This is a genomic window from Winogradskyella haliclonae, assembly GCF_014635865.1.
Taxonomy (GTDB): Bacteria; Bacteroidota; Bacteroidia; order Flavobacteriales; family Flavobacteriaceae; genus Winogradskyella; species Winogradskyella haliclonae.
Map to the genome: position 1 here is coordinate 887,212 of NZ_BMDQ01000001.1, position 23,115 is coordinate 910,326.

Annotated in this window: 20 protein-coding genes; 13 read left to right on the top strand and 7 right to left on the bottom strand. The window is 33.5% G+C overall.

The features are described from left to right. Window positions 1-41: 41 nt before the first annotated feature. The 5 genes from IEV10_RS04040 to IEV10_RS04060 all read right to left on the bottom strand — a co-directional run bounded on the left by IEV10_RS04040 (window position 42) and on the right by IEV10_RS04060 (window position 8,901). A complete protein-coding gene (locus IEV10_RS04040) occupies window positions 42-1,562 on the bottom strand; it encodes an SGNH/GDSL hydrolase family protein (protein WP_188373408.1) in 1,521 nt (506 codons plus the stop codon). A 10-nt stretch (window positions 1,563-1,572) separates the two neighbouring features. Further along, a complete protein-coding gene (locus IEV10_RS04045; protein WP_188373409.1) occupies window positions 1,573-4,344 on the bottom strand; it encodes a TonB-dependent receptor in 2,772 nt (923 codons plus the stop codon). A gap of 183 nt (window positions 4,345-4,527) precedes the next feature. After that, window positions 4,528-6,375: a glutamine--fructose-6-phosphate transaminase (isomerizing) gene (gene glmS, locus IEV10_RS04050; protein WP_188373410.1), complete on the bottom strand. Its 1,848-nt coding sequence runs from the start codon at window positions 6,373-6,375 to the stop codon at window positions 4,528-4,530. Window positions 6,376-6,385: 10 nt separating this feature from the next. Continuing rightward, complete coding sequence (gene bamH, locus IEV10_RS04055; RefSeq protein ID WP_188373411.1) at window positions 6,386-8,080, bottom strand: BamH family beta-barrel-assembly machinery protein; 1,695 nt, start codon at window positions 8,078-8,080, stop codon at window positions 6,386-6,388. An 11-nt stretch (window positions 8,081-8,091) separates the two neighbouring features. Beyond that, window positions 8,092-8,901, bottom strand: coding sequence for a glycogen/starch synthase (locus IEV10_RS04060; RefSeq protein WP_188373412.1), 810 nt, complete (start codon window positions 8,899-8,901; stop codon window positions 8,092-8,094). A 109-nt stretch (window positions 8,902-9,010) separates the two neighbouring features. On the opposite strand from IEV10_RS04060, the gene panC reads away from it, so the two are divergent. From panC to IEV10_RS04125, 13 genes are all read left to right on the top strand, one after another. Further along, window positions 9,011-9,862 (top strand): pantoate--beta-alanine ligase, encoded by an 852-nt coding sequence (gene panC, locus IEV10_RS04065; RefSeq protein ID WP_188373413.1) that lies wholly within the window; start codon window positions 9,011-9,013, stop codon window positions 9,860-9,862. Window positions 9,863-9,875: 13 nt separating this feature from the next. Next, complete coding sequence (gene panD, locus IEV10_RS04070) at window positions 9,876-10,226, top strand: aspartate 1-decarboxylase (RefSeq protein WP_188373414.1); 351 nt, start codon at window positions 9,876-9,878, stop codon at window positions 10,224-10,226. A 5-nt stretch (window positions 10,227-10,231) separates the two neighbouring features. Next, window positions 10,232-11,191 carry a lysylphosphatidylglycerol synthase transmembrane domain-containing protein gene (locus tag IEV10_RS04075; protein WP_188373415.1) on the top strand — a complete coding sequence of 320 codons (960 nt, stop codon included), beginning with the start codon at window positions 10,232-10,234 and terminating at the stop codon, window positions 11,189-11,191. A 43-nt stretch (window positions 11,192-11,234) separates the two neighbouring features. After that, the gene (locus tag IEV10_RS04080; RefSeq protein ID WP_188373416.1) at window positions 11,235-12,383 is read left to right on the top strand and encodes an alpha/beta hydrolase; all 1,149 of its coding nucleotides are present in this window, start codon (window positions 11,235-11,237) and stop codon (window positions 12,381-12,383) included. Next, entirely contained in the window at window positions 12,383-13,741 is a 1,359-nt protein-coding gene (gene radA / locus IEV10_RS04085; protein WP_188373417.1) for a DNA repair protein RadA, read from the top strand. The genes IEV10_RS04080 and radA overlap by 1 nt, the downstream gene beginning before the upstream one ends. Window positions 13,742-13,824: 83 nt before the next feature. Beyond that, window positions 13,825-14,235, top strand: coding sequence for a hypothetical protein (locus IEV10_RS04090; protein WP_188373418.1), 411 nt, complete (start codon window positions 13,825-13,827; stop codon window positions 14,233-14,235). Window positions 14,236-14,249: 14 nt separating this feature from the next. Further along, window positions 14,250-14,900, top strand: a complete 651-nt coding sequence (locus tag IEV10_RS04095; RefSeq protein WP_188373419.1) for a hypothetical protein — start codon at window positions 14,250-14,252, stop codon at window positions 14,898-14,900. Then, window positions 14,882-15,664: a sensor histidine kinase gene (locus tag IEV10_RS04100; RefSeq protein WP_188373420.1), complete on the top strand. Its 783-nt coding sequence runs from the start codon at window positions 14,882-14,884 to the stop codon at window positions 15,662-15,664. Before IEV10_RS04095 ends, IEV10_RS04100 begins: the two co-directional genes overlap by 19 nt. Beyond that, window positions 15,654-16,340 carry a response regulator transcription factor gene (locus IEV10_RS04105; RefSeq protein ID WP_188373421.1) on the top strand — a complete coding sequence of 229 codons (687 nt, stop codon included), beginning with the start codon at window positions 15,654-15,656 and terminating at the stop codon, window positions 16,338-16,340. The genes IEV10_RS04100 and IEV10_RS04105 overlap by 11 nt, the downstream gene beginning before the upstream one ends. A gap of 99 nt (window positions 16,341-16,439) precedes the next feature. Next, complete coding sequence (gene ileS, locus IEV10_RS04110) at window positions 16,440-19,844, top strand: isoleucine--tRNA ligase (RefSeq protein ID WP_188373422.1); 3,405 nt, start codon at window positions 16,440-16,442, stop codon at window positions 19,842-19,844. Between the two features lie 3 nt (window positions 19,845-19,847). Beyond that, window positions 19,848-20,231 (top strand): TraR/DksA family transcriptional regulator, encoded by a 384-nt coding sequence (locus tag IEV10_RS04115; protein WP_188373423.1) that lies wholly within the window; start codon window positions 19,848-19,850, stop codon window positions 20,229-20,231. 9 nt (window positions 20,232-20,240) lie between these two features. Next, window positions 20,241-20,903: a hypothetical protein gene (locus tag IEV10_RS04120; protein ID WP_188373424.1), complete on the top strand. Its 663-nt coding sequence runs from the start codon at window positions 20,241-20,243 to the stop codon at window positions 20,901-20,903. 15 nt (window positions 20,904-20,918) lie between these two features. Further along, window positions 20,919-21,593 (top strand): lipoprotein signal peptidase, encoded by a 675-nt coding sequence (locus IEV10_RS04125; RefSeq protein WP_188373425.1) that lies wholly within the window; start codon window positions 20,919-20,921, stop codon window positions 21,591-21,593. Here the strand turns inward: IEV10_RS04125 and IEV10_RS04130 are convergent. After that, window positions 21,547-22,107 (bottom strand): 5-formyltetrahydrofolate cyclo-ligase, encoded by a 561-nt coding sequence (locus tag IEV10_RS04130; RefSeq protein WP_188373426.1) that lies wholly within the window; start codon window positions 22,105-22,107, stop codon window positions 21,547-21,549. The genes IEV10_RS04125 and IEV10_RS04130 overlap by 47 nt on opposite strands. Then, a complete protein-coding gene (locus IEV10_RS04135; protein WP_188373427.1) occupies window positions 22,107-23,075 on the bottom strand; it encodes a succinylglutamate desuccinylase/aspartoacylase family protein in 969 nt (322 codons plus the stop codon). The genes IEV10_RS04130 and IEV10_RS04135 overlap by 1 nt, the downstream gene beginning before the upstream one ends. Window positions 23,076-23,115: the final 40 nt, after the last annotated feature.

The window sequence follows — 23,115 nt, forward strand, 5'->3', positions numbered from 1 at the left end:
TTCTAATAGAACGCGCTTTAAGCATTTATTTTTATATAATTTTATTGTAATAAAGGTGAGTAGTTGGTAGGAAAATCAGCAGCTTTGGCAACATTACCAGATGCAACAAAGTTTGAACCATATACTTCATCTATTTTTTCTAAATATTTATTAGCCATAAGTGCATAGCCTCTTGCAGTCAAGTGTATACCGTCTAAACTAACTAATCCTCCAAATACTAAAGCTGTATCTAAATTAAATTCATCAAATTGAATACCACCGCCAGCTTCTTCTAGGATGGCATTTAAATCAACTAACGCTAAACCATTTGCATCTGCCAACGCTTGTAGAGTTGCATTATGCCCTGCTGTAGCAATGTTAATTTCCTCTTGTTCTTCAGGAGTAAGTACCCAATTATCAGCTAACGGAATAGCAACACCATTAACAGTTAACGGATTACCAGGGACAGCTTCAGTACCTATAAAACTTGCAGCTGGTAATACCAATAAATCATCAGAAGTGGCCTGTCTTATATTTGGTAATGTTATAAATGTACTTGGGCCAGTTGGCAAAGTTACTGTAGTAAGATTTTCATCTTCTATAACTACAGCGTTGGTTTCTGACGCTTCAAAGTTTATGGTTCTTGCAGTTGCCTCAGATGCAGAAATGATATTATTTGCAGCTGCTAATTGTAAACCTCCATTATAATCTGCATAGGCTTGATTAACAGCTCCAGCTGTAGCTGCATCCAATGGTACAGGGTTGTGAGGTACAGTAGTAAAAAACGGTAGACTAGAAACATTTGGAGTGTTACCAATAGCACCTTTAGCTCCTGTAGCAACTAATCCATTAATTAATGTTGTCATTGCAAAATCAAAAGTACCTTGATCTGTTATAGGATTAGAACCATCTCCTCCTGAAGTTGCATAGCCTAAAACGTCGTTACCTCCAATTACTCCTAAAGTAAAGAAAGTAGGATTTTGGTCAACGGCTAATTGTAATATGGTTGCATCAGGTGTACTACCCGTTAGTCTAACAGCATAAGGATTGGCTAAGCCTGCTTGGACATTAGCAATATTACCATATCCAGCTGCAATAGTATGAAAACTCTTGAGTCCAGGTACACCAAGATTATTAAAAGGGCCAGTAGGATTATTTAGAATATCTGTAGCGACAGTAACTGGTCCAACAACAGATTCTAAAGGCACAGGGCCTGCACCTCCAAACACCAACCTCGGTTCTACAATTCTGTTTCCACCTAAGGCTAAACCTCCAAAATTATCATTAACTAATGGCTGAACAAAAGCACCGCCTCCTGCATTGGCAAATTGAGAAGCAATAATGCTAGGGAACGAGTTTTGTTGAGAAGCAATGAACAATGACCCATCAGAAACTCCTGCTGTAAAAGAAGGACCAATAGCTACATAATTTGAAAAATCTGCAGTACCTGTAATTAAATCTGGTAAATCAACAGTGGGCTCTTCTTGGTTGGCGCGATCTCTTAATTCTTGTAACTCTTCATTCTCACAAGCCATAAAACTAAATGTGAGTACCGATAATAGTATATATTTTATTTTTTTCATCACGTTATATTTATAGATTGTTAATAGTTAATGACAGGTAATATTGAGAACCTATTAAACCTGTACCAAAAGCTGTAAAGTATTCTTTAGCCAAGAGATTTGTAGCTCCTGCTTTTAGTGTAGTTTTTATGCTTGGGATTCTATAGTTTATTTGTGCGTCTAAGACATTAAAAGCTGGAACCTCTCCATTACCAAATGAAGCTTCCCAGAAGTAATTATCACTCCAACGCCATGCCACATTAAATCCTAAATTTTTGACTACTTCTGTTTTTCCAAATCCTAATTTTACTTTGTGCTCTGGGGTATTAAAATTAGTCTGGAAGTTTGGATTACCCGCAACATCAAAATCTAATCTTGACCATGTGTAGTTAGCACTTAAATCAAAACCACCAAAAACTTTTTTAGAGACCGAAACAGAAGCACCGTATGAATTAACAGTCTCATCAGCATTTGTATAAGTTTGGTAACCTACAGAGTCACCATTTTGTATAGCAAATAGTGCTCTTTGTGTTTCTGGGTTTGTAACATCTAAAACACCATCTCCATCTGGATCTACTTCTCCATATAAAGGCGCAATGACATTTTCATTGGCTAAGAAGTCGTTATAAGTACTATAATATGCTGATGCATCAATAACAAAACCTTCTACTTTACCGCGGTAACCCAACTCAAAAGAAGCTACTTGTTCAGGCTCTGTAAAGTTTGAATTACCAACAACAATATTACCATCTTGATCTTGGGCAAAAGAATTTGTGTAGGCCGCAGCACCTGTTTGAGGGAGACTGTTTGGTTCACCAAAAGTATTCTGTGCAGCTTGGCTTACAGTATAGTTTCTCTCAAAAAGGCTTCCTATATCTGTAGCACCACCAATTAGTGTACCAGCATTAGTTTCTAAACCAATGTATAATGCTTGAGTATCTGGGTTTCTAAATCCTGTCTGGAAAGATGCACGAATGTTGTGATTTTCATTAACTGTTAAACCAGCAGAAATTCTTGGCGAAAAGAAACCATCAAATAATTCTGATTTATCATATCTAATAGAACCAGTTAATTTTAATTCTAAGTTTTCATTCAGTTCCAAAGAACGTTGTAATTGTGTATATATACCTAGTTCAGAATACGTAATTGGCCCTTCAGCATCTGCATAGATAGTTCCAAAAGAGTTTAATCTATATGTTCTGTAAGAACCACCAACTTGAACTTCAGCAAACTTGAATGTGTCTTTAAAATTATAGTTTGCATCTCCATGGTATATTTTAGAATTGTCTTTAAATCCAGCGCCTGTTAAGAAATTTGTATCACTAGTTACCTTATCAAATGCTTGTTGAAATTCTTCTGATCCAACTGCTGGTATGCCATTTTCAGCTACGGCACGTGAAGCGGCATGTTTTTCAGCATCTGTTAATCCTTGAGGGTTACCTGAAAGTTCAATACCCGCATATGTAGCGATGTAATCTCCAAACCAGTCTGCATGCGATTTTAATTCGTTTAATAAGTTAGGTCCTAAAACATCCATAACATAGGTGTCTCCAGCCTTGTCAGAAGTGACATACCCTCTTACAAAGAAGTTATCATTTCTTACTTCTAGCTTATGTTGTTGTAAAGAAAAACCATCAATTCTGTAGCGTTGTGCACCTTGATATATAGTAGAACCAGTACCAACTTTACCAACATATTGGATTTCGAAATCATTTTCCCAAGGGCGGAAATATAAGCCCCAATCAGCTTTTACACTTTCTGCAGAGTAGTCTGTTAATTGTTGTTCTGTAAATCCTGTACGGCTAACCACTACATCAGGAATAATACCTAATCCAGACAGGTCTCTGATATTAGCAGCTACTTCATCTCCATAAACATTAACACCATTGTAATTTATATTAGATTCTCTAGTACCTCCTGGTAAATTTTTATCATCGATATTGTTAGCAAACCAGTCTGTTCCTTTTAAATATCCAAAATTTACTTTAGCAGCAAACTTATCACTGAATTTATGAGACATGCTTATACCAAAATCAGTATAAGAATTATCACCAGCAGCTTCTTGAGATGTTATGCCTTGCTTTAAATAACCTCTAATACCCTGATGGTCAAAAGGATTTTTACTAGTCATAAATAAGATTCCGTTAAAGGCATTAGCTCCATACAAAGCAGAAGAAGCACCTGGAAGAATTTCAACACTTTGTACATCAGTTTCAACCATACCTAGAAGGTTACCTAAAGGAAAGTTAAGTGCAGGAGCAGAATTATCCATACCATCTACCAATTGCATAAAACGTGTATTTGCAAAAGTTGCAAACCCTCTTGTGTTAATAGACTTGAAGGTTAAACTATTAGTGTTAATGTCTACCCCTTTCAAGTTTTCTAAACCACCATAAAAATCTGCAGAGGGTGTATTTTTAATTTCTTTCAAACCAAAACGTTCTACCGTTACAGGAGATTCAAAAATACGCTCAGGAGTACGAGATGCTGAGATAACAATTTCATCTAGTTCATTACCTTCTTTTAATTGTACATCAACTGTTTGGTTATTAGCTGTAACGTCAAGAGTTTGAGTTTCAAATCCAGTGTAGGAAATTATAATTTTGAAAGGAGGTACTTGGTCTGTTGTTAAAATGTAATTACCATCAAAATCAGAACTTGTTCCAGTAGTTGTTCCTTCTATTATAACATTGGCACCAGGTAAAGGTTGACCTGTATTGTCTGTGATTTTTCCTTTAATTGTGGTTTGTGCAAACGAAATCAAAGAAAAAAGCATTACAAAAAGCTTTAGGGTTGTCTTCATGTGTAAGAATTAGTTAATTTATTAGTTGACCAATTTAACTAAATATATGAAAACTTGATAAGAAATTTCTAAAAAATTATGCGTGCATAGCATTTTTTGATAATTAAAGACCTTAAAAATCAAAAAATCCATAAAAAATTGAGCTTTTTATATGGATTTTAAAATCTAATTCATAATTAAATTTTATTCTACAGTAACTGATTTTGCTAAATTTCGAGGTTGATCAACATTTTTATTTAGCATTACTGCAATATGATATGATAAAAGTTGCAAAGGTATTGTTGTTAAAAGCGGACTTAAAGATTCCAAAGTCTCCGGAACTTCAATTGTATGGTCAGCAAGTTTCTTTACATCAACATCACCTTCTGTAACAATAGCAATGATTTTACCTTTTCTAGATTTTATTTCTTGAATGTTACTGACTACCTTTTCGTAATGTCCTTTTTTAGTTGCTATAACAAAAACTGGCATTTGTTCATCAATTAGAGCAATAGGGCCATGTTTCATCTCAGCAGCAGGGTATCCTTCAGCATGGATGTAAGATATTTCTTTTAACTTTAATGCACCCTCTAGAGCTACAGGGAAATTATATCCACGTCCTAGGTATAGGCAATTTGAAGCATCTTTATATGTTTCAGCAACTGCTTTAATATGTTTATCTGACTCAAGTGCTCTAGCAACTTTATCTGGGATTAACTCTAACTGCTCTAGGTGATAATGAAAATCAGAATTTGAGATAGCTCCTTTCTCTTTGGCTAATTTTAAAGCAATTAAAGTAAGAACAGTAATCTGAGTTGTAAATGCTTTTGTTGAAGCCACACCAATTTCTGGTCCGGCATGCGTGTATGCGCCTGCGTCGGTTTCTCTTGCAATACTAGAACCTACAACGTTACATACTCCAAAGACAAATGCCCCATGTTCTTTAGCTAATTTAATAGCGGCTAGAGTATCTGCTGTTTCTCCTGATTGGGAAATGGCTATAACAACATCTTTATCAGATATTACAGGATTTCTGTATCTAAATTCTGAAGCGTATTCGACTTCTACAGGAATTCTGGCTAGGTCTTCAAATATATATTCTGCAACTAAACCAGCGTGCCACGAAGTGCCACAGGCCACTATAATTATGCGATTAGCATTGAGAAACTTCTCTTTATGATTCTCGACACCAGCCATTCTTACAATACCATCTTTAGCAAGTAATCGTCCTCTATAAGTGTCTTTTATAGCATGTGGTTGTTCGTATATTTCTTTTAACATAAAATGCTCGTAACCACCTTTTTCAATTTGTTCCAAATTGAATTTCAATTCCTGCATTAAAGGATTAACTAAAGAGTCATCTTTTATTTTTCTGATTTTAATCTTTTTACCTAATCTTACAACTGCCATCTCTTCATCTTCTAAATAAATAGCATTTTTTGTAAATTCTATAAAAGGAGAAGCATCACTAGCTATAAAAAATTCTTCATCACCAACACCTATAGCAAGAGGGCTTCCTAGTTTTGCTACAACAATTTCGTTGGGCTTGTTTTTGTCAAAAACAGCAATTGCATAGGCGCCTACAACTTCATTAAGTGCAATCTGTACTGCTTTTCCAAGTTTTACATCTTGCTTTTTCTTAACTTCTTCAATTAAGTTTATTAAAACCTCAGTATCAGTATCTGAATTAAAAGAGTAACCGCGTTTAATTAATTCAGTCTTAATAGCTTCATAATTTTCTATGATACCGTTATGTATAATTACTAAATCTCCAGAATTTGAATAGTGAGGGTGAGAGTTGACATCATTAGGGATGCCATGTGTAGCCCAACGTGTATGACCAATACCTAAATTTCCATTTGTAGGAATTTCATTTTCTAATCTTTCTTTTAAATCGGCAACTTTACCTTTAGTTTTAGAAAGCTTGATATTATTGCCATCATAAAGTGCTATTCCAGCACTGTCGTAACCTCTATATTCTAATCTTTGTAGACCTTTGAGAATGATTGGGTAAGCTTCTCTATATCCTATATATCCTACAATTCCACACATAAATTATTTATTAGTTATTTGGACAATCAATATCAGTCTCTAAACAGGTGTAGAAGATTTCTAGAAAAAGGCGCTTATCTTCAATTTCACTGTTACTTCCATGTAGAACAGTTCCTCTTGGGCTGATTACACTACTTACCGGTACTGTTTCTGTTTCACCATTTGAAGTCTGTACTCTATATTGAGGTATACTACCTTCTAGGTTTACATTACCAGAAACAGCAATTCCTAATTCTACATTTTCACTATTATTTATTAATAAATTATTTATATGGGTAGTAATGGTCATTTTATAACGAATTCCTCTTTCGGTATTTTGATCCCTAATTAAAACACCTAAATGATTTATTATAGATTGAGAAGGAGAGGTATTATTTTGAACATCTTCAAAATAGTCAAATAATGGACCTCTATTAGTTTTATTATATATGTAAAGCCTTTCAGGTTCTTCTCCTTGTTCTACGAGAGTTTGGTCAACATAAAAAACAAGATTAGCTTCATTTATTAGTCTTTTAGATGATTCAAAATCCCCATTTTCATCAAGATTTACAAATTGTTTTCTCCAAGTTTCAAAAGTATTATCATTTGTGTTATCATTATCAGAATTCTCCCCGTTAAAAAGTTTGATGCCAGCTAATGCACCTTGACCGCCCTTGAGGTATAACCTGCTATCACCATCATCCTGATTACCATCACTAAATGGTAGAGTGTAATTGTTTTCAAAAAAATTAACACGAGTTGGATTAAAAGTCAAAACATAGGTAGAATTATCTCGTTCTCCATCTACTGAAGTTGAATCAAATGAATAAAATAAAGTAATATTTGCATCTTCCTGAGCTAGATTAAGTAACATCAATGAGCCATTATTATTAATAGGCTCTGCTTTAAAATATAAACCTCTAAAATAGTCATTAAAATTATTTATATTACTTAAAGTACTCTCCCCTTCTTGATTGATGATTTTTTCAGTCCAATAATTAATTACATTGCTATCATCAGGGATGTTTTTGTCCCATACAATTCTAATTCTTGGTGATAACCTTTGGTTAATAGTTGGTTCGGTCTCATCACCATCAGTTAAAAGAATTTCTTGATTACTAATTTCTAAAGTTTCTATCTCATCAATAAGTGTAAATTCTAAATCAGATATACTGATTAGTTCATTAGCAGAGGCAGATTTGTTGGAAAAGTAGGATTGACCTACGTCAAATTCTTCATTTGGATCGAAATCTCTTAAAAAATAGTTGTTTTCATATAAGCTAAGTTTAATAGGATTGTAAATATCATCTCTTGGTAAGATAGAATCAATCTCATAAGCAATGTTATTGTCTTCGTCTAAGCCTATATTCCTGCTAAAAAAGGGTATACTTAAAACAACGGAATCTAATATGACATTACTCCCAAAAGAGGGGTCTACTAGTGTAGTATTAACCTGTGTTAAAAAACTTGCAATAGTTTGTCCATAAGTTGGGTCATTAAATACTCCTAACATATTTATTCCAAGTCCGCTTGTTTGTACTGGGTCGAGTTTGTCTGTATAACTAATAACATCAAACTTTTCAGAGGTGGTGTTAAAGTTAGTAGCAGTTTCTTCATTAATTATGTCAGAATCTATTGTTGAAAATTCCTCATCACAAGCAATAAATAAACAAGTCATAAATCCAAAAACTAATATGTTTCTTAAGTTTTTCTTATATAATTTCATAAGTATTTTAACTATTGTAATATACTGTTCGTGTAAAATTCTGAATACGGTTCAGCAAATTCTTCTGGAGAGTGATAACCTAAAGTTGGCTTATCTAACTCGTCAATATAGCTATCTAATTCATTTGGTAACTCTTGAGACCCTTTAATCACAGCATCAGAATTATCAATAGCAATCTTCATTAAATTAATGTAATTAGGCTCATCTAATATTTGTATAGCTTCTTCATCAAGCCCGTCAAAACTCACTTTCTTCTTCATGTCTTTATCTAACGTGCCATCAAAGTTTTGATTGTATACAGAGGTAACAATTTTACTCTCAGTAAATAATGGCTCAGTTTTATAAAATTCTTTAAGATAAAGCGGCAATAATGATGCCAACCATCCATTAACATGAATAATATCTGGAGCCCAGTTTAATTTTTTAACAGTTTCGATAACACCTTTAGCAAAGAAAATAGCGCGCTCATCATTATCTGGGAAAAGCTTACCATCTTCATCGGTTAATGTGGCTTTACGTTTAAAATATTCTTCATTATCTATAAAGTAAACTTGAATGCGTTCTTTAGGAATAGAGGCTACTTTAATTATTAGAGGCATATCTAGGTCATTAATCACAAGATTAATACCTGACAATCTAATAACTTCATGAAGTTGATGCCTACGTTCATTGATGTTTCCAAATCGTGGCATAAATATTCGTATCTGTCCACCTTGTTTATTCACCATTCGAGGTGCTTCAAATGACATTGAAGAAATTTCGGTTTCTGGTAAATATGGAACTACTTCCGAGGACACATACAATATTCGTTTATCTTTCATATACCGATTGATTTAGAAATTAAAAGTAAAAAACATGCAAAATTACAAAAATTTATGCCAATTGCTAGTAAAATCTTAAGTTTGCACGCGTTAAACTTATGTTACAGAATTGAAAATATTTCATAATAAAACAGACTTATCATCTCACCTTCAGAACTTAAGGAAAAGTGAGGCTAGTATTGGTTTTGTGCCAACTATGGGCGCATTGCATAATGGGCATCTGTCTTTAGTGAATTTTGGACTCTCCGATAATGACTTTGTGGTCGTAAGTATTTTTGTTAATCCAACCCAGTTTAATAATACTGAAGATTTAGAAAAATACCCAAGAACATTAGATAGGGATGTTAGATTATTAGAGACTGTTTCAGATTCTAAAATCTTTGTTTACAATCCAAGTGTAGAAGATATATACGATAATAATATAGCTTCCGAAAGCTTTACTTTTGATGGATTGGAGCATGAAATGGAAGGTGCATTTAGACCAGGACATTTTGACGGTGTTGGTACAATTGTGAAGCGACTATTAGAAATCGTAAAGCCTAATAAAGCTTATTTTGGTCAGAAAGATTTTCAGCAATTACAGATTGTCAAAAAGATGGTTGAGCTTTATAAAATACCCACAGAAATTATAGGCTGTCCAATTTTTAGGGCAGCAGATGGTTTAGCCATGAGTTCTCGTAATGAAAGATTAAAGCCAAAATATAGAGTTGCAGCTCCATTTATATACAAAACGCTTAAAACTGCCAAAACAAAGTTTGGCACAAAAAGTGCTAAAGCAGTAGCGGAATGGGTTAATAAGCAGTTTGCAAGTCATGAGCTTTTAGAGCTAGAATATTTTTTAATTGCAGATGTAAAAACCTTAAAACCAGTAAAACGAAAATCAACAAAAAAAGTATATAGAGCATTTATTGCAGTATATGCAGACGATATAAGACTTATAGACAATATCGCCCTAAATTAATTACCTTTGCCTCATGCAAATTCAAGTTGTAAAATCTAAAATTCATCGTGTAAAAGTTACAGGTGCAGACCTTAATTACATTGGCAGTATTACCATTGACGAAGACTTAATGGACGCGGCTAATATTATCCAAGGTGAGAAAGTGCAAATTGTTAATAATAACAATGGCGCACGTCTGGAAACGTATGCAATTCCTGGCCCTCGCAACAGTGGCGAAATAACATTAAACGGAGCTGCCGCAAGACTGGTTTCTCCTGGAGATGTATTGATACTTATTACATATGCTTTTATGGATATTGAAGATGCTAAAGTTTTTAAACCTTCATTAGTGTTCCCTGATGAAGCCACCAACTTATTAAAATAACTCTTTTGAGTAAATCTGTTTCCGTATTAAAAATAGTTCTACCTCTTTTATTAGGTGTAGCTTTGGTTTGGTATGCATTAACAGATGTTCCACTTTCAAAAATTATAGACTATTGGAAATCTGCTGATAAAACCTGGATAATTTTTGGAGCAATTTTAGGACTTTTAAGTCATTTGTCAAGAGCATATAGGTGGCGATTTCAATTAGAGCCATTGGGTTATGACGTTAAACTAGGTAATAGTATAATGGCTGTTTTTGCAACGTATCTTATTAATTATACTATTCCGAGAGCTGGTGAAATTGCAAGGGTTTCTATTCTCACAAATTACGAAGGTGTGCCTTTTGAAAAAGGTTTTGGAACAATTGTAGCAGAACGTATAGCAGACATGATTGTATTTTTGGGCATTATAGTTATAACACTTTTTTTACAGTTCGAGTTTATTTATGCGTTCTTAACAGAAAGATTTAACCCAATTAAAATTGCCATTGCTTTAAGTGCTTTTTTATTGGTTTTTATAATAGTTTTTAGAATTATAAAAAACAGCTCATCCAAATGGGCAATAAAGATTAGGGATTTTATTAATGGTGTAATTGAAGGCGCTTTAAGTATTTTTAAAATGAAGAAAAAATGGGCATTTATTTTTCATACGCTTTTTATTTGGGGAATGTATGTGCTCATGTTCTATTTTACCTCTTTTTCAATAGAGGAAACAAGAAACATCCCATTTGCTGCCGTTCTTATAGGCTTTATTTCTGCAAGTTTTAGTATTGCTGCAACTAATGGAGGAATAGGTTCTTTTCCTGTTGCTGTTTTTGCCGCTTTTTCAATATTTGGTATTGCTAAAGACCCAAGTTATGCTTTTGGTTGGATTATGTGGGCGTCTCAAACGTTTATGATTATAATTTTTGGAGGTCTTTCTCTAATTTACTTACCAATCTATAATCGTAAGGTTAAAGAAGTATAGAAATATTTTTTACCTTGCCTTAGCAACCAAACCTTGACTAACCATGACTAAGCTAAAGGTTATTTTTATAATCCTACTTGTTGGATTTATGGGCTTTTCTCAAGCCAAATACAAAACAATTTCCTCAAGTATTTTAGGTGAAGAACGAGAATTAAAAATATTATTACCAAGAAGTTATTCGGACGAAGACGATAAAGCTTATCCTGTTATTTATGTCTTTGATGGCGACTATCTTTTTGAAGCTGTAGCGGGTAATGTAGATTACTATGCCTATTGGGAAGATATTCCGGAGTCTATAGTCGTTGGCATTAATCAAATAGAATCTAGAGAAGACGATTTAATCTATTCGGAACAGAATTCATTACCAGTTGGAAGTGGCGCCGATTTTTATGAATTTGTGGGCAAAGAACTCATACCTTATATAGAAGATAATTACAAAACCGAAACTTTTAGAGTAGCTGTCGGTCATGGCGAAACAGCAAATTTTATTAATTATTATCTCGTAAGACAAAACCCTGTTTTTAATGCTTATGTAACCATAAGCCCGGATTTGGCTATAGATATGGAACAATATTTGGGAGAAAGATTAAGATCAATCGAGCAAAAGATTTTTTATTATTTGGCAGTCTCAAATGCAGATATTAAACATATAATGGAAGGTTCGGCATCTCTAAATAGCACATTAAAAGCATTAGATAATAGTAATTTACTATACACTTTTATGGAATTTGATGGTCCGACACATTATGCCATGCCAGCTCATGCCATCCCTAAAGCATTGGAATCTATTTTCTCTATTTTTCAACCTATTAGCAAAAAGGAGTACAAAGAGTCTATCTTAAAATTTGAAGGCTCACCAGTAGAATATTTAGAACAGAAATACGAAGAAATAAAAAACATGTTCGGTATCGAAAAACAAATCCTTATTAATGATTTTAAGGCTGTAGCAGCTGCGATAAAAAAGAAGCAGAAATGGGAGTATTATGAAGATCTTTCAAAATTGGCTAAAAAGAACTATCCTGATACCGTATTACCTAGTTATTATAAAGGCTTATATCTTGAAAATATTGGCGAATCTAAAAAAGCAATGAAAACCTTTCAGTCTGCATATGTTCTAGAAGAGATAGGTGGTATTACAAAAGATTTAATGTTGGAAAAGGCGGAGCAGATTAAAGCAGATTTTGGATATTGATGGCAAAAGTAAAGACCTCCTTTTTCTGTCAAAGTTGCGGTAGTCAATATAGTAAATGGCAAGGGCAATGTACAGCCTGTAAACAATGGAATACTATTGTAGAAGAGGTTATCCAAAAACCTGAAAAAAGTGATTGGAAATTACCAGCATCCTCAACTAATCGTGTTTCAAAACCATTAAAGATTAATGAGATTGATAGCTCAGCAGATGCTCGCTTAAATATGATTGATAATGAATTTAATCGTGTTTTGGGTGGTGGTATGGTACCTGGGTCATTAATACTCCTTGGTGGAGAACCTGGAATAGGGAAGAGTACTTTGTTACTACAAATGGCTTTAAAATTACCCTATAAAACACTTTATGTTTCTGGAGAAGAGAGTCAGAAACAGATTAAAATGCGTGCCGAGCGTATTCAGCCTAATAGCGAAAATTGCTATATTCTTACTGAGACCAAAACTCAGAACATATTTAAGCAAGTTGAAGCTTTAGAGCCAGATATCTTGGTAATAGATTCTATACAGACATTGCATAGTGATTATGTTGAGTCTTCAGCTGGGAGTATCTCACAAATTAAAGAATGTACTACTGAGCTCATAAAATTTGCCAAAGAAACAGCAACACCTGTATTATTAATAGGGCATATTACAAAAGATGGAAATATTGCTGGACCAAAAATTTTGGAGCATATGGTCGATACGGTTTTACATTTTGAAGGTGACCGCAATCATGTTTTTAGAATTTTAAGAGCTAATAAAAACCGATTTGGTTCTACGAATGAACTTGGTATATACGAAATGCAAGGTTCTGGTTTACGCGAAGTAAGTAATCCGTCAGAGATTCTTATTTCAGAAAAGGATGGCGAATTATCTGGTAATGCCATAGCCGCAACTTTAGAAGGGATGCGTCCCTTAATGATTGAGGTTCAGGCATTAGTAAGTACAGCAGTTTACGGAACACCTCAACGTTCAGCTACAGGGTTTAATGCCAAACGCCTTAATATGCTTTTGGCCGTTTTGGAGAAGCGAGCAGGTTTTAGGTTAGGAACCAAAGATGTATTTTTAAATATCACGGGAGGTATTACTGTAGATGATCCAGCAATTGATTTGGCCGTAGTTGCTGCCATATTGTCCTCTAACGAAGACGAAGCATTGCAGAGTGATTTTTGTTTTGCTGCTGAGGTAGGTTTGTCAGGTGAAATTAGACCTGTGCAACGTGTAGAGCAGCGCATATTAGAAGCTGAAAAACTAGGGTTTTCTACCATATTTGTATCTAAATACAATAAAATTAGTCTTAAGAATACAAAGATTAAAATTCAATTAATTTCTAAGATTGAAGATTTAGTTGAGTTTCTGGTTTAATCTTTAAAATCTCTATTCTAAAATCTTTTTTTGTAGAATTTTTCTGTATTTTAGAAGATGATTAATCCCAAAAATTAAATATTATGAGTAAAAAATCAACCATCGTTCCTATTAAAGATGCTATTGAATGGACTGCTAATTATAGAAAAACAATGCGAGAAGGAGATGCATCAGCATTTCTAATTCATGCATCTACTGTGTTGGATATTTTGAAAGAAATGAAGGTTGTCATAGATAATGGTGGAGGAAAATTCACAATAAATAGCACTGAAAATGAATTTTTAAGAGCATATATGGCTGTTGATTCTTCGCAATCCGAAGCTAACGGGCAAAAACTAGTCTTTGTAGGCACAAAGCGTGATGCAAAAGGAGTTTATAGAGATATGGTTTCTAAACCTGGAAGTAAATCATCAGAAGATGGAGATGGTAATACATATAATTTTACGAGGCCATGTCCTTATAATTGTGATGGAGATAGTCCATTAGGAGGATAATTAAGCTTTAAGAAATGAGTTTTTCTCTAGAGGATATTGGATTTTTTTTTTTAATAGTAAATACAGTTCTTTTTTTAGTTGGTTTGAAAAAAGCAAAAAATAAGAAAGAATATTATGTTTTTACTATATACTTAATAAGTATATCTGTAATATCAGGTATAATGTCTTATTTGGCTTCTTATGAAGAAAACAATCTTTTTCTATCACACTATTACTTTGTTGTACAGTTCATTTTATTATCCTGGTTTTTTTATGAATTATTTCAAAAGAGACAGAAGAAATTAGTTGTTAAATTTACTGGAATAGTAGTTTTTACTTTAGCTATCTTATACTTAACAGGAGAAATAGCATATTATTCTGTAGAGCCTTTTAATCCATTAGAAGTTTTTATTTGTTCATTTCCAATCATAGTTTACTCTATCATTCATTTGTATAATTCATTAAACAATACCCTTAATTACGCTTATGTTAATACAGGAATACTTGTATATATATCTATAAGTACATTGGTATTTATTTTAGCTAGTGTATTGAATAATCCAGAATCTTATTCTATGCAAGTTGTTGATATACTTTGGGAATTTAATAGTGCATTTTTTTTATTATACCACGTATTGATTTTTGTAGAATGGCTTAAAAAATTCCAATGGATAAAAGTAAAATAGTTTTTGCCTTAATTTTTGGTGTTTTTTTTCTGTTTTTAGTCTGCTTAGGATTAATTCTTTTTTTTGTTTTCTCAAGAAAAAAAATTATTCAAAAAGAACGTGAAAAGGCAGATTTAAGAATTGAGCATCAACAAAAAATATTGCAGACATCAATTGCAATACAAGAGTTAGAACGTAAACGAATCGCGCAAGATCTTCATGATGCCATTAGCGCGAAGCTTAATGTGGTTAGCTTATCAACTAACGTGCTTTTAGCGGATGAGAACATCAACAAAAAACAGAAAGATTCTTTAGAGCAAATATTAGATATTACGTCAACTACCTTAGAGAGTTCAAGAAAAATAGCCCATGATTTATTACCTCCAATTTTAGCAAAATTTGGACTAAAAGCGGCGCTCGAAGAGTTATTTGAAGAGTTTAGTAAAAATACCGACATAGATATAGACTATGAGATTGAAGACTTAAGCTTGTCTGGGACAAATCAACTCCATGTTTTTAGAATATTTCAAGAGCTAATAAATAATTCTATACGGCACGGAAAGGCCAATGTATTAGAAATATTTATGGAAGAACATGAAAAAGGGTTTGTTCTAAAGTTTCAAGACAATGGTATTGGCTTCAATATTACAGATGTTAGTGAAAAACCTGGTATTGGCATACAAAATATAAATAGCCGGGTTAGAATTTTAAATGGTGAAATTAAAATTGAGAGTAGTAAAGACAATGGTAGTTTGTTTGTAATACAATGTAACTATGGAGAATGAAATAAAAATAGCTATTGCAGATGACGAGTTGTTGTTTCGTCAAGGGTTGATGGCAATTCTTCAAAAAGAAGATAACATTAATATTCTTTTTGATGCCAAAAACGGAAACGATTTATTAACTAAATTAAGAGCCACTAAAATTAAACCTAGTATTGTTGTTACAGATTTAAAAATGCCTGAATTGAATGGTGTGGAAGTCACAAAAATTATTAGAAAAGAATTTCCAGAAATTAAAGTTATTGCTTTGACTAGTTATTTTAGCAAACCTTTTATTCTAAATATGATTTCTACAGGTGCAGTAGCTTATTTAGCTAAGAACAGCACACCTAAGTTGATGATTAAAACTATTGTTGAGGTTGATAAAAAAGGATTCTATTACGACAAAGTCGTCTACAATTATATTAAAGAAAGTGGTAAAAAATCAAGAAGAAAAACTGTAAAGTCTAATTTTGACCCTAAATTTTTTTCCAAGAGAGAGCTTCAAGTGCTAGAGCTTATTTGTAAACAACATACGGCTAAAGATATTGCAGAAACTCTGGAAATAAGTTCAAGAACCGTTGAAGTTCATCGAAGTAGTCTGCTGTTAAAAACACAGTCAAAAAACATTGCTGGATTGGTGGTTTATGCGATAAAAAATAAAATCATCAATATAGAAACCGATTTCTCTTTTGATTAATGCCCATTGCTCGTTAAGAAATAGTTGTTTTTTGAGCTTATCTCATCCATAAATTACTCAAAAATTAGTATTTTCGCATCCTTATAATAAATGCGAGTAATGAGCCAAAAGTTCCCTGAATATAAAGGACTTAACTTACCAAATATTGCTGATGAAATCAGTAACTATTGGGAAGCAAATGATATCTTCAATAAAAGTGTAACCACAAGAGAAGGTAAACCACCTTATGTCTTTTTCGAAGGACCACCATCTGCAAATGGGTTACCAGGTGTTCACCATGTTTTAGCGCGAGCGATTAAGGATATTTTTCCACGTTATAAAACCATGAAAGGGTTTCAGGTAAAACGTAAAGCAGGTTGGGATACCCACGGTTTACCAATTGAGCTTGGTGTTGAGAAAGAACTTGGCATTACCAAAGAAGATATTGGTACAAAAATTACAGTAGAAGAGTACAACGCTGCTTGTAAAAAAGCAGTAATGCGTTATACAGACATCTGGAATGACCTCACTCAGAAAATGGGCTATTGGGTGAATATGGATGACCCATATATTACTTACAAGTCTAAATACATGGAATCTGTTTGGTGGTTACTAAAACAGATTTATGATAAAGATTTATTATACAAGGGTTATACTATTCAGCCGTATTCTCCAAAAGCTGGAACTGGCTTAAGCTCACATGAGTTAAATCAGCCAGGCACCTATCAAGATGTTACAGATACAACAGTTGTGGCGCAGTTTAAAGCCAATGAAGATAGTTTACCAGATTTTTTACTAAACGAAGGCGATATTTATTTCTTGGCTTGGACAACAACACCTTGGACTCTGCCAAGTAACACCGCATTAGCTGTTGGGCCAAAAATTGATTATGTATTGGTTGAAACCTACAACCAATATACATTTAAACCTATGAATGTAATATTGGCGAAAAACTTAGTAGGAAAACAATTTTCTGGAAAGTTCAATCAAGTTGAAGAGAAATCAGAATTACTAGCATACAATTCTGACGATAAAAAAATTCCGTTTTACATTGTCAAAGAATTTAAAGGCGCTGATTTGGTAGGCATCACTTACGAGCAACTTTTAGACTACGCCTTGCCAAATGACAATCCTGAAAATGCCTTTAGAGTAATTTCTGGAGATTTCGTAACGACTGAAGACGGCACAGGCATTGTACACACAGCACCAACATTTGGAGCGGATGATGCTTTAGTAGCTAAGCAAGCCTCACCAGAAGTGCCGCCACTTTTAGTTAAAGACGATAATGATAACTTGGTGCCACTTGTGGATTTACAAGGAAGATTTAGACCAGAGTTGGGAGAATTTGCAGGCAAATATGTAAAGAACGAATATTATGCTGATGGTGAAGCACCTGAAAAATCTGTGGATGTTGAGCTTGCGATTAAACTTAAGACAGAAAATAAAGCCTTTAAGGTTGAAAAATATAAGCACAGTTATCCAAATTGCTGGCGTACGGATAAACCAATTTTATACTACCCATTAGATTCTTGGTTTATTAAAGTTACAGATGTCAAAGGACGTATGCATGAGCTTAATATGGGTATTAACTGGAAACCAAAATCTACAGGTGAAGGCCGTTTTGGCAACTGGTTAGCAAATGCTAATGATTGGAATTTATCACGCTCTCGTTTTTGGGGAATTCCATTACCAATTTGGAGAACGGAAGATGGTAAAGAACAAATCTGTATAGGCTCTATGAAAGAGCTTAAAGCCGAAATGGAAAAATCAATAAATGCCGGAGTGCTTTCTGAAGATATCTTTGCCGATTTCGAAGTAGGTAATATGTCTGAAGACAACTACGAGAAAATAGACCTTCATAAAAATGTTGTTGACAAGATTGTATTAGTTTCTAACTCAGGAAAACCAATGAAACGCGAAAGCGATTTAATAGATGTCTGGTTCGATTCTGGTTCTATGCCGTATGCACAATGGCATTACCCATTTGAAAACAAAGCCTTAATTGATGAGAATAGATCATTCCCAGCAGATTTTATTGCAGAAGGTGTAGACCAAACAAGAGGGTGGTTTTATACATTGCATGCCATCGGGACTATGGTTTTTGATTCTGTAGCTTACAAAAATGTTGTATCAAACGGATTAGTTTTAGATAAAAACGGGCAGAAAATGTCTAAGCGTTTAGGTAACGCAACAGATCCTTTTGAGACCTTGTCTAAATACGGTGCGGATGCTACGCGTTGGTATATGATAAGCAATGCTAATCCATGGGATAACTTAAAATTTGATGTTGATGGGATAGAAGAGGTAAAACGTAAGTTCTTCGGAACATTATACAATACCTATTCATTCTTTTCATTATATACCAATCTAGATGGTTTCGATTATTCTGAAGCAGATATTCCATTAAGCAAAAGACCAGAAATAGACCGTTGGATACTTTCAGAATTAAACACCTTAATCAAAAAAGTAGATGCATTTTATGCAGAATATGAACCAACAAAAGCGGCAAGAGCTATCTCAAATTTCACACAAGAATACTTAAGTAACTGGTATGTACGTTTAAGTAGAAGACGTTTCTGGAAAGGGGATTACCAAACAGATAAAATTTCGGCATACCAAACGCTTTATACATGTATGCTTACCTTGTCAAAATTAGGTGCTCCAATTGCACCGTTCTTTATGGATCGTTTGTATTTAGATCTGAATGCAGTGACCAAAAAGGAAAATTTTGAAAGTGTACATTTGGCAGAATTCCCTGTGTGTGATGAAAATGCGATAGATAAGTCATTAGAACGCAAAATGGAAAATGCGCAAACTATATCATCTTTAGTATTGTCATTAAGAGCAAAGGAGAAAATAAAAGTACGTCAACCGCTTCAGAAAATTATGATTCCTGTGACAAATAGTCAACAGAAACAAGAAATTGAAGCCGTAGCAGATTTAATAAAACATGAAGTTAATATCAAAGAAATAGAGCTTTTAGCAGATGCTTCAGATATACTAGTAAAACAAATTAAGCCAAATTTTAAAACTTTGGGCCCTCGTTTTGGTAAGGATATGAAGTTGATTGCCAGTGCAGTAAATAATTTCACTTCAGAAGATATCAACAAAATGGAGCAAAAAGGTGCTTTTGAACTTGACATTAATGGAAAAAATATTACATTAGAGCTAGACGATGTTGAGATTACGTCACAAGACATTGAAGGATGGCTTGTAGCCAATGAAGGCTTATTAACAGTAGCATTAGATGTTACAATAAATGAAGATTTGCGTAGAGAAGGTATTGCAAGAGAACTTGTAAATCGTATTCAAAATTTGCGTAAAGATTCAGGATTTGAAGTTACTGACAGAATTGATGTGCAATTGTTAAGCAATAGAGATGTAATTGCAGCTGTAAATGATAATGAAGCCTACATTAAAACGGAAACTTTAACAAACGATTTAAAAATTGTAGATAACTTAGACAATGGTATAGAGATTAATTTCGATGATGTAAATACCAAATTGTCTATTAAAAAACATTAAAATATGGCAACAGACGCTAAAAATAGATACTCAGATAAAGCTTTAGAAGAATTTAGAGTACTAATTCAAGAAAAAATAGATAAAGCTGAGCACGATTTAGAGCTCATAAAAAGTGCTTATATGAACGACCATAATAATGGTACGGATGATACATCACCTACGTTCAAAGCTTTTGAAGAAGGTAGTGCAACTATGAGTAAAGAGGCTAATTCGGCTTTGGCAATCCGCCAAGAGAAGTTTATCCGTGACCTAAAAAATGCGATTATTCGTATAGAGAACAAGACCTATGGTGTTTGTAGAGTTACAGGAAAACTTATTAATAAAGAACGATTAAAATTAGTACCTCATGCGACGTTAAGCATTGAAGCTAAGAACATGCAGAAGTAATCGTATTGCATGGGTAATCATATAAATATCTTTGAGTCTTGGAATACTAATTTCAAGACTTTTTTATTAGGACTTCTTTTTTTATCACCATTGTTAAGTTTGGCGCAGAATAAATCAGAATACCTTTTTGAAGCAAAGGATATTTCTGAAGTTATAGTCGATGGTAATCAAATTTTTAATATTTCTGTTAAAACTAAAGTTGTAGAAGATATTTCTGTAAAATCATTGTCTGATGGCGAGTATGGCAATGATTATCAGGTGGTTTCAGAAGTTAAGAATAATCAATTATTTATCTCGTTAGAGCGAGTCTCTTTGGAAAAAACACCTGATGACAAAAGAAATGCCCACAAAGTCATTGCTGCTACATTGCAAATAAAAATGCCAGAACACTTAAATCTTTCTATAAAGAGTGATGTAGGTTCTGTTGAAGCAAAGGGTGTGTTTAATGAGTTGAACATAAACTTATTTCAAGGTGGTTGTACTATTAATGCCATAGCTAAACTAGCAACGATAAAAACCATAGATGGTAATATTTACGTAAAGACTAGTAATGCCATAATAGAAACTGACTCTCATCATGGATTGGTAGACTTTCCTAGTAATATGTTAGGCTTTAATGTATGGCGATTAACAACTAACGGCGGTAATATAAAAGTTGAAAAGCAAGAATAAGAAGTCTTAGGTGATATGTCTATAAAAAAGTCTTTATTAATTATCATTATTATTTTACTGATAGACCAAATCAGTAAGTTATACATTAAGATGAATTTTCAATTAGGTGAAGATTTAGAAATTTTCAGTTGGTTTAGAATAAGCTTTATTGAAAATGACGGAATGGCTTGGGGCACAAAGTTAAGTGATATCTTTTCGTTCATAACTGACAAATCTGCAAAACTCATTCTGACCATATTTAGAATTTTAGCAGTAACAGGAATAGGCTATTGGCTTTACGATGTCATAAAAAAACAAAAAACAAAAACCTTAATTTTTGCCATTTCTCTAATCTTTGCAGGAGCTTTAGGTAATATTATTGACTCTGTTTTTTATGGTGTCTTTTTTAGTGATAGTTATGGGCAAGTCGCCACATTTTTACCAGAAGAAGGTGGGTATTCAGGTTTATTTTATGGTAAAGTCGTAGACATGCTTAACTTTCCGTTGTACAATGGTATTTTACCTGATTGGTTACCATTTTTTGGCGGAAAACAATTCTCCTTTTTTGATCCTGTTTTTAATGTTGCTGATGTGGCTATTAGTACAGGTATTGGTATTTTGATTGTGTTTAATAAAAGAGCTTTTAGGGAAGTAAATAGTTTTATCAAAATTGATAACTCTTCTTATGAGTCAAACAATAATCCAACTTAACGTCATTTTCGGAAGCTGCAATTTTAGTTTCTGCTTCAAAAAAAGATAATCCAATTTTTAAGGTCTCTGGTCTGCATCCCGAAAGAAAACGATCATAAAATCCTTTACCATAACCAACCCGATTTCCAAAAGTGTCAAAAGCCAAAAGTGGGACAAAAACAAGGTCTATTTGTTGAGGCAAAATAGGAATACCATCAATAGGTTCAGGAATATTATATTCGTTTTTCTTTAAAGTAATATTGTCGGTAAGTAGAAAATGAGACATGGTAGAATCTTCAAAATTGCTTTTAGAGATGACAATATTTTTATCTTTTCCGGCAAGAATATTTAAGATGTATTCTGTATTTATTTCCTTCTGCTCTTGGATGGGTAAAAAGATATGATAGAAAGAGTGATTCCATATATCTAGTTGTAATAGTTGATTGGCAATACTGAGGCTTCTATTTTCTATCTCGTCATAGCTTAATTCTTGACGAAGTGCTTTGTATTTTTTACGTATTTCAGACTTAGACATTAGTCTTCAAGTTTTGTAGAGATGTGAAAAATAGCATCACCTTGATATATAATGGGAGACTCATTAACATTAAAAATATAACCGTTATTTGGTGCTTTTATAAAATGATTAAAACTTCCGTATGGGTCAGTAATATTACCAATAACATCACCTTTTTCAACTTTTGATGTTACATTTACTGTAGGCTTAAACATCCCTGAATATTTTGCACGTATCCATTTACTCTCTGTGATTCTTACACATTGTTTTTTGGGACGAGATACTTTGAATTTGCGATTAAGCATTTCTAAATGATTCAACACTCGTTTAACACCATTTACGCCAGTATTTGTAATCGTATTATCGATATGAAAAGATTTTCCGCCTTCAAACAATAACATTGGAATGCCTAACTTGTAACAAGAGTTTCTAAAAGATTTATTTAAATTTTTCGAATTAAATATAAATGGAGCTCCAAAAACTTGTGCAAGTTCATCTAAAACAACTTCATTTTTTACGATTCGTATTTGCGCTGCATTAAAACGATCTGCTCCACCAGTATGAAAGTCTAAAATTAAATCGGCATGAGGTACAATTTGTGTCATAAGCTTATGTGCCACACGACTAGCTAAGGAGCCACCTTTTCCGCCAGGAAAAACGCGATTAAGGTCACGCCCATCTGGAAACAAACGGTCCATATGGATAAACCCAAAAACATTAATTACAGGCACACAGATTATAGTACCTCGTTTAGGTTTGTTAATACCTTTTGCGATAACTTGACGCACAATTTCTACACCATTTACCTCATCACCATGGATGCCAGCTGTTATTAAAATTGTAGGCCCGGGTTTTTTGGAACGTTCTATAATGACTGGGACATCAATTCTGTTTTGGGTATGAAGTTTGGCCACATTAAAACTAACCTTGGCGCTTTCACCAAGGCCTACTTTTTGACCTAAAATGTCTAGAACTTCTTTTTCACTCATATGCATTTCCTGCGAAATCAGGAATTTCTTTAGTTGTTAA

Bases quoted from the DNA above. Each gene is read 5' to 3' on its own strand.
- bamH (WP_188373411.1), bottom strand. From the start codon at position 8,080: ATGAAATTATATAAGAAAAACTTAAGAAACATATTAGTTTTTGGATTT.
- IEV10_RS04060 (WP_188373412.1), bottom strand. From the start codon at position 8,901: ATGAAAGATAAACGAATATTGTATGTGTCCTCGGAAGTAGTTCCATAT.
- IEV10_RS04090 (WP_188373418.1), top strand. From the start codon at position 13,825: ATGAGTAAAAAATCAACCATCGTTCCTATTAAAGATGCTATTGAATGG.
- IEV10_RS04095 (WP_188373419.1), top strand. From the start codon at position 14,250: ATGAGTTTTTCTCTAGAGGATATTGGATTTTTTTTTTTAATAGTAAAT.
- IEV10_RS04105 (WP_188373421.1), top strand. From the start codon at position 15,654: ATGGAGAATGAAATAAAAATAGCTATTGCAGATGACGAGTTGTTGTTT.
- IEV10_RS04080 (WP_188373416.1), top strand. From the start codon at position 11,235: ATGACTAAGCTAAAGGTTATTTTTATAATCCTACTTGTTGGATTTATG.
- IEV10_RS04120 (WP_188373424.1), top strand. From the start codon at position 20,241: ATGGGTAATCATATAAATATCTTTGAGTCTTGGAATACTAATTTCAAG.
- IEV10_RS04115 (WP_188373423.1), top strand. From the start codon at position 19,848: ATGGCAACAGACGCTAAAAATAGATACTCAGATAAAGCTTTAGAAGAA.
- radA (WP_188373417.1), top strand. From the start codon at position 12,383: ATGGCAAAAGTAAAGACCTCCTTTTTCTGTCAAAGTTGCGGTAGTCAA.
- panD (WP_188373414.1), top strand. From the start codon at position 9,876: ATGCAAATTCAAGTTGTAAAATCTAAAATTCATCGTGTAAAAGTTACA.
- IEV10_RS04135 (WP_188373427.1), bottom strand. From the start codon at position 23,075: ATGAGTGAAAAAGAAGTTCTAGACATTTTAGGTCAAAAAGTAGGCCTT.
- IEV10_RS04040 (WP_188373408.1), bottom strand. From the start codon at position 1,562: ATGAAAAAAATAAAATATATACTATTATCGGTACTCACATTTAGTTTT.
- IEV10_RS04045 (WP_188373409.1), bottom strand. From the start codon at position 4,344: ATGAAGACAACCCTAAAGCTTTTTGTAATGCTTTTTTCTTTGATTTCG.
- IEV10_RS04100 (WP_188373420.1), top strand. From the start codon at position 14,882: ATGGATAAAAGTAAAATAGTTTTTGCCTTAATTTTTGGTGTTTTTTTT.
- IEV10_RS04125 (WP_188373425.1), top strand. From the start codon at position 20,919: ATGTCTATAAAAAAGTCTTTATTAATTATCATTATTATTTTACTGATA.
- glmS (WP_188373410.1), bottom strand. From the start codon at position 6,375: ATGTGTGGAATTGTAGGATATATAGGATATAGAGAAGCTTACCCAATC.
- ileS (WP_188373422.1), top strand. From the start codon at position 16,440: ATGAGCCAAAAGTTCCCTGAATATAAAGGACTTAACTTACCAAATATT.
- IEV10_RS04130 (WP_188373426.1), bottom strand. From the start codon at position 22,107: ATGTCTAAGTCTGAAATACGTAAAAAATACAAAGCACTTCGTCAAGAA.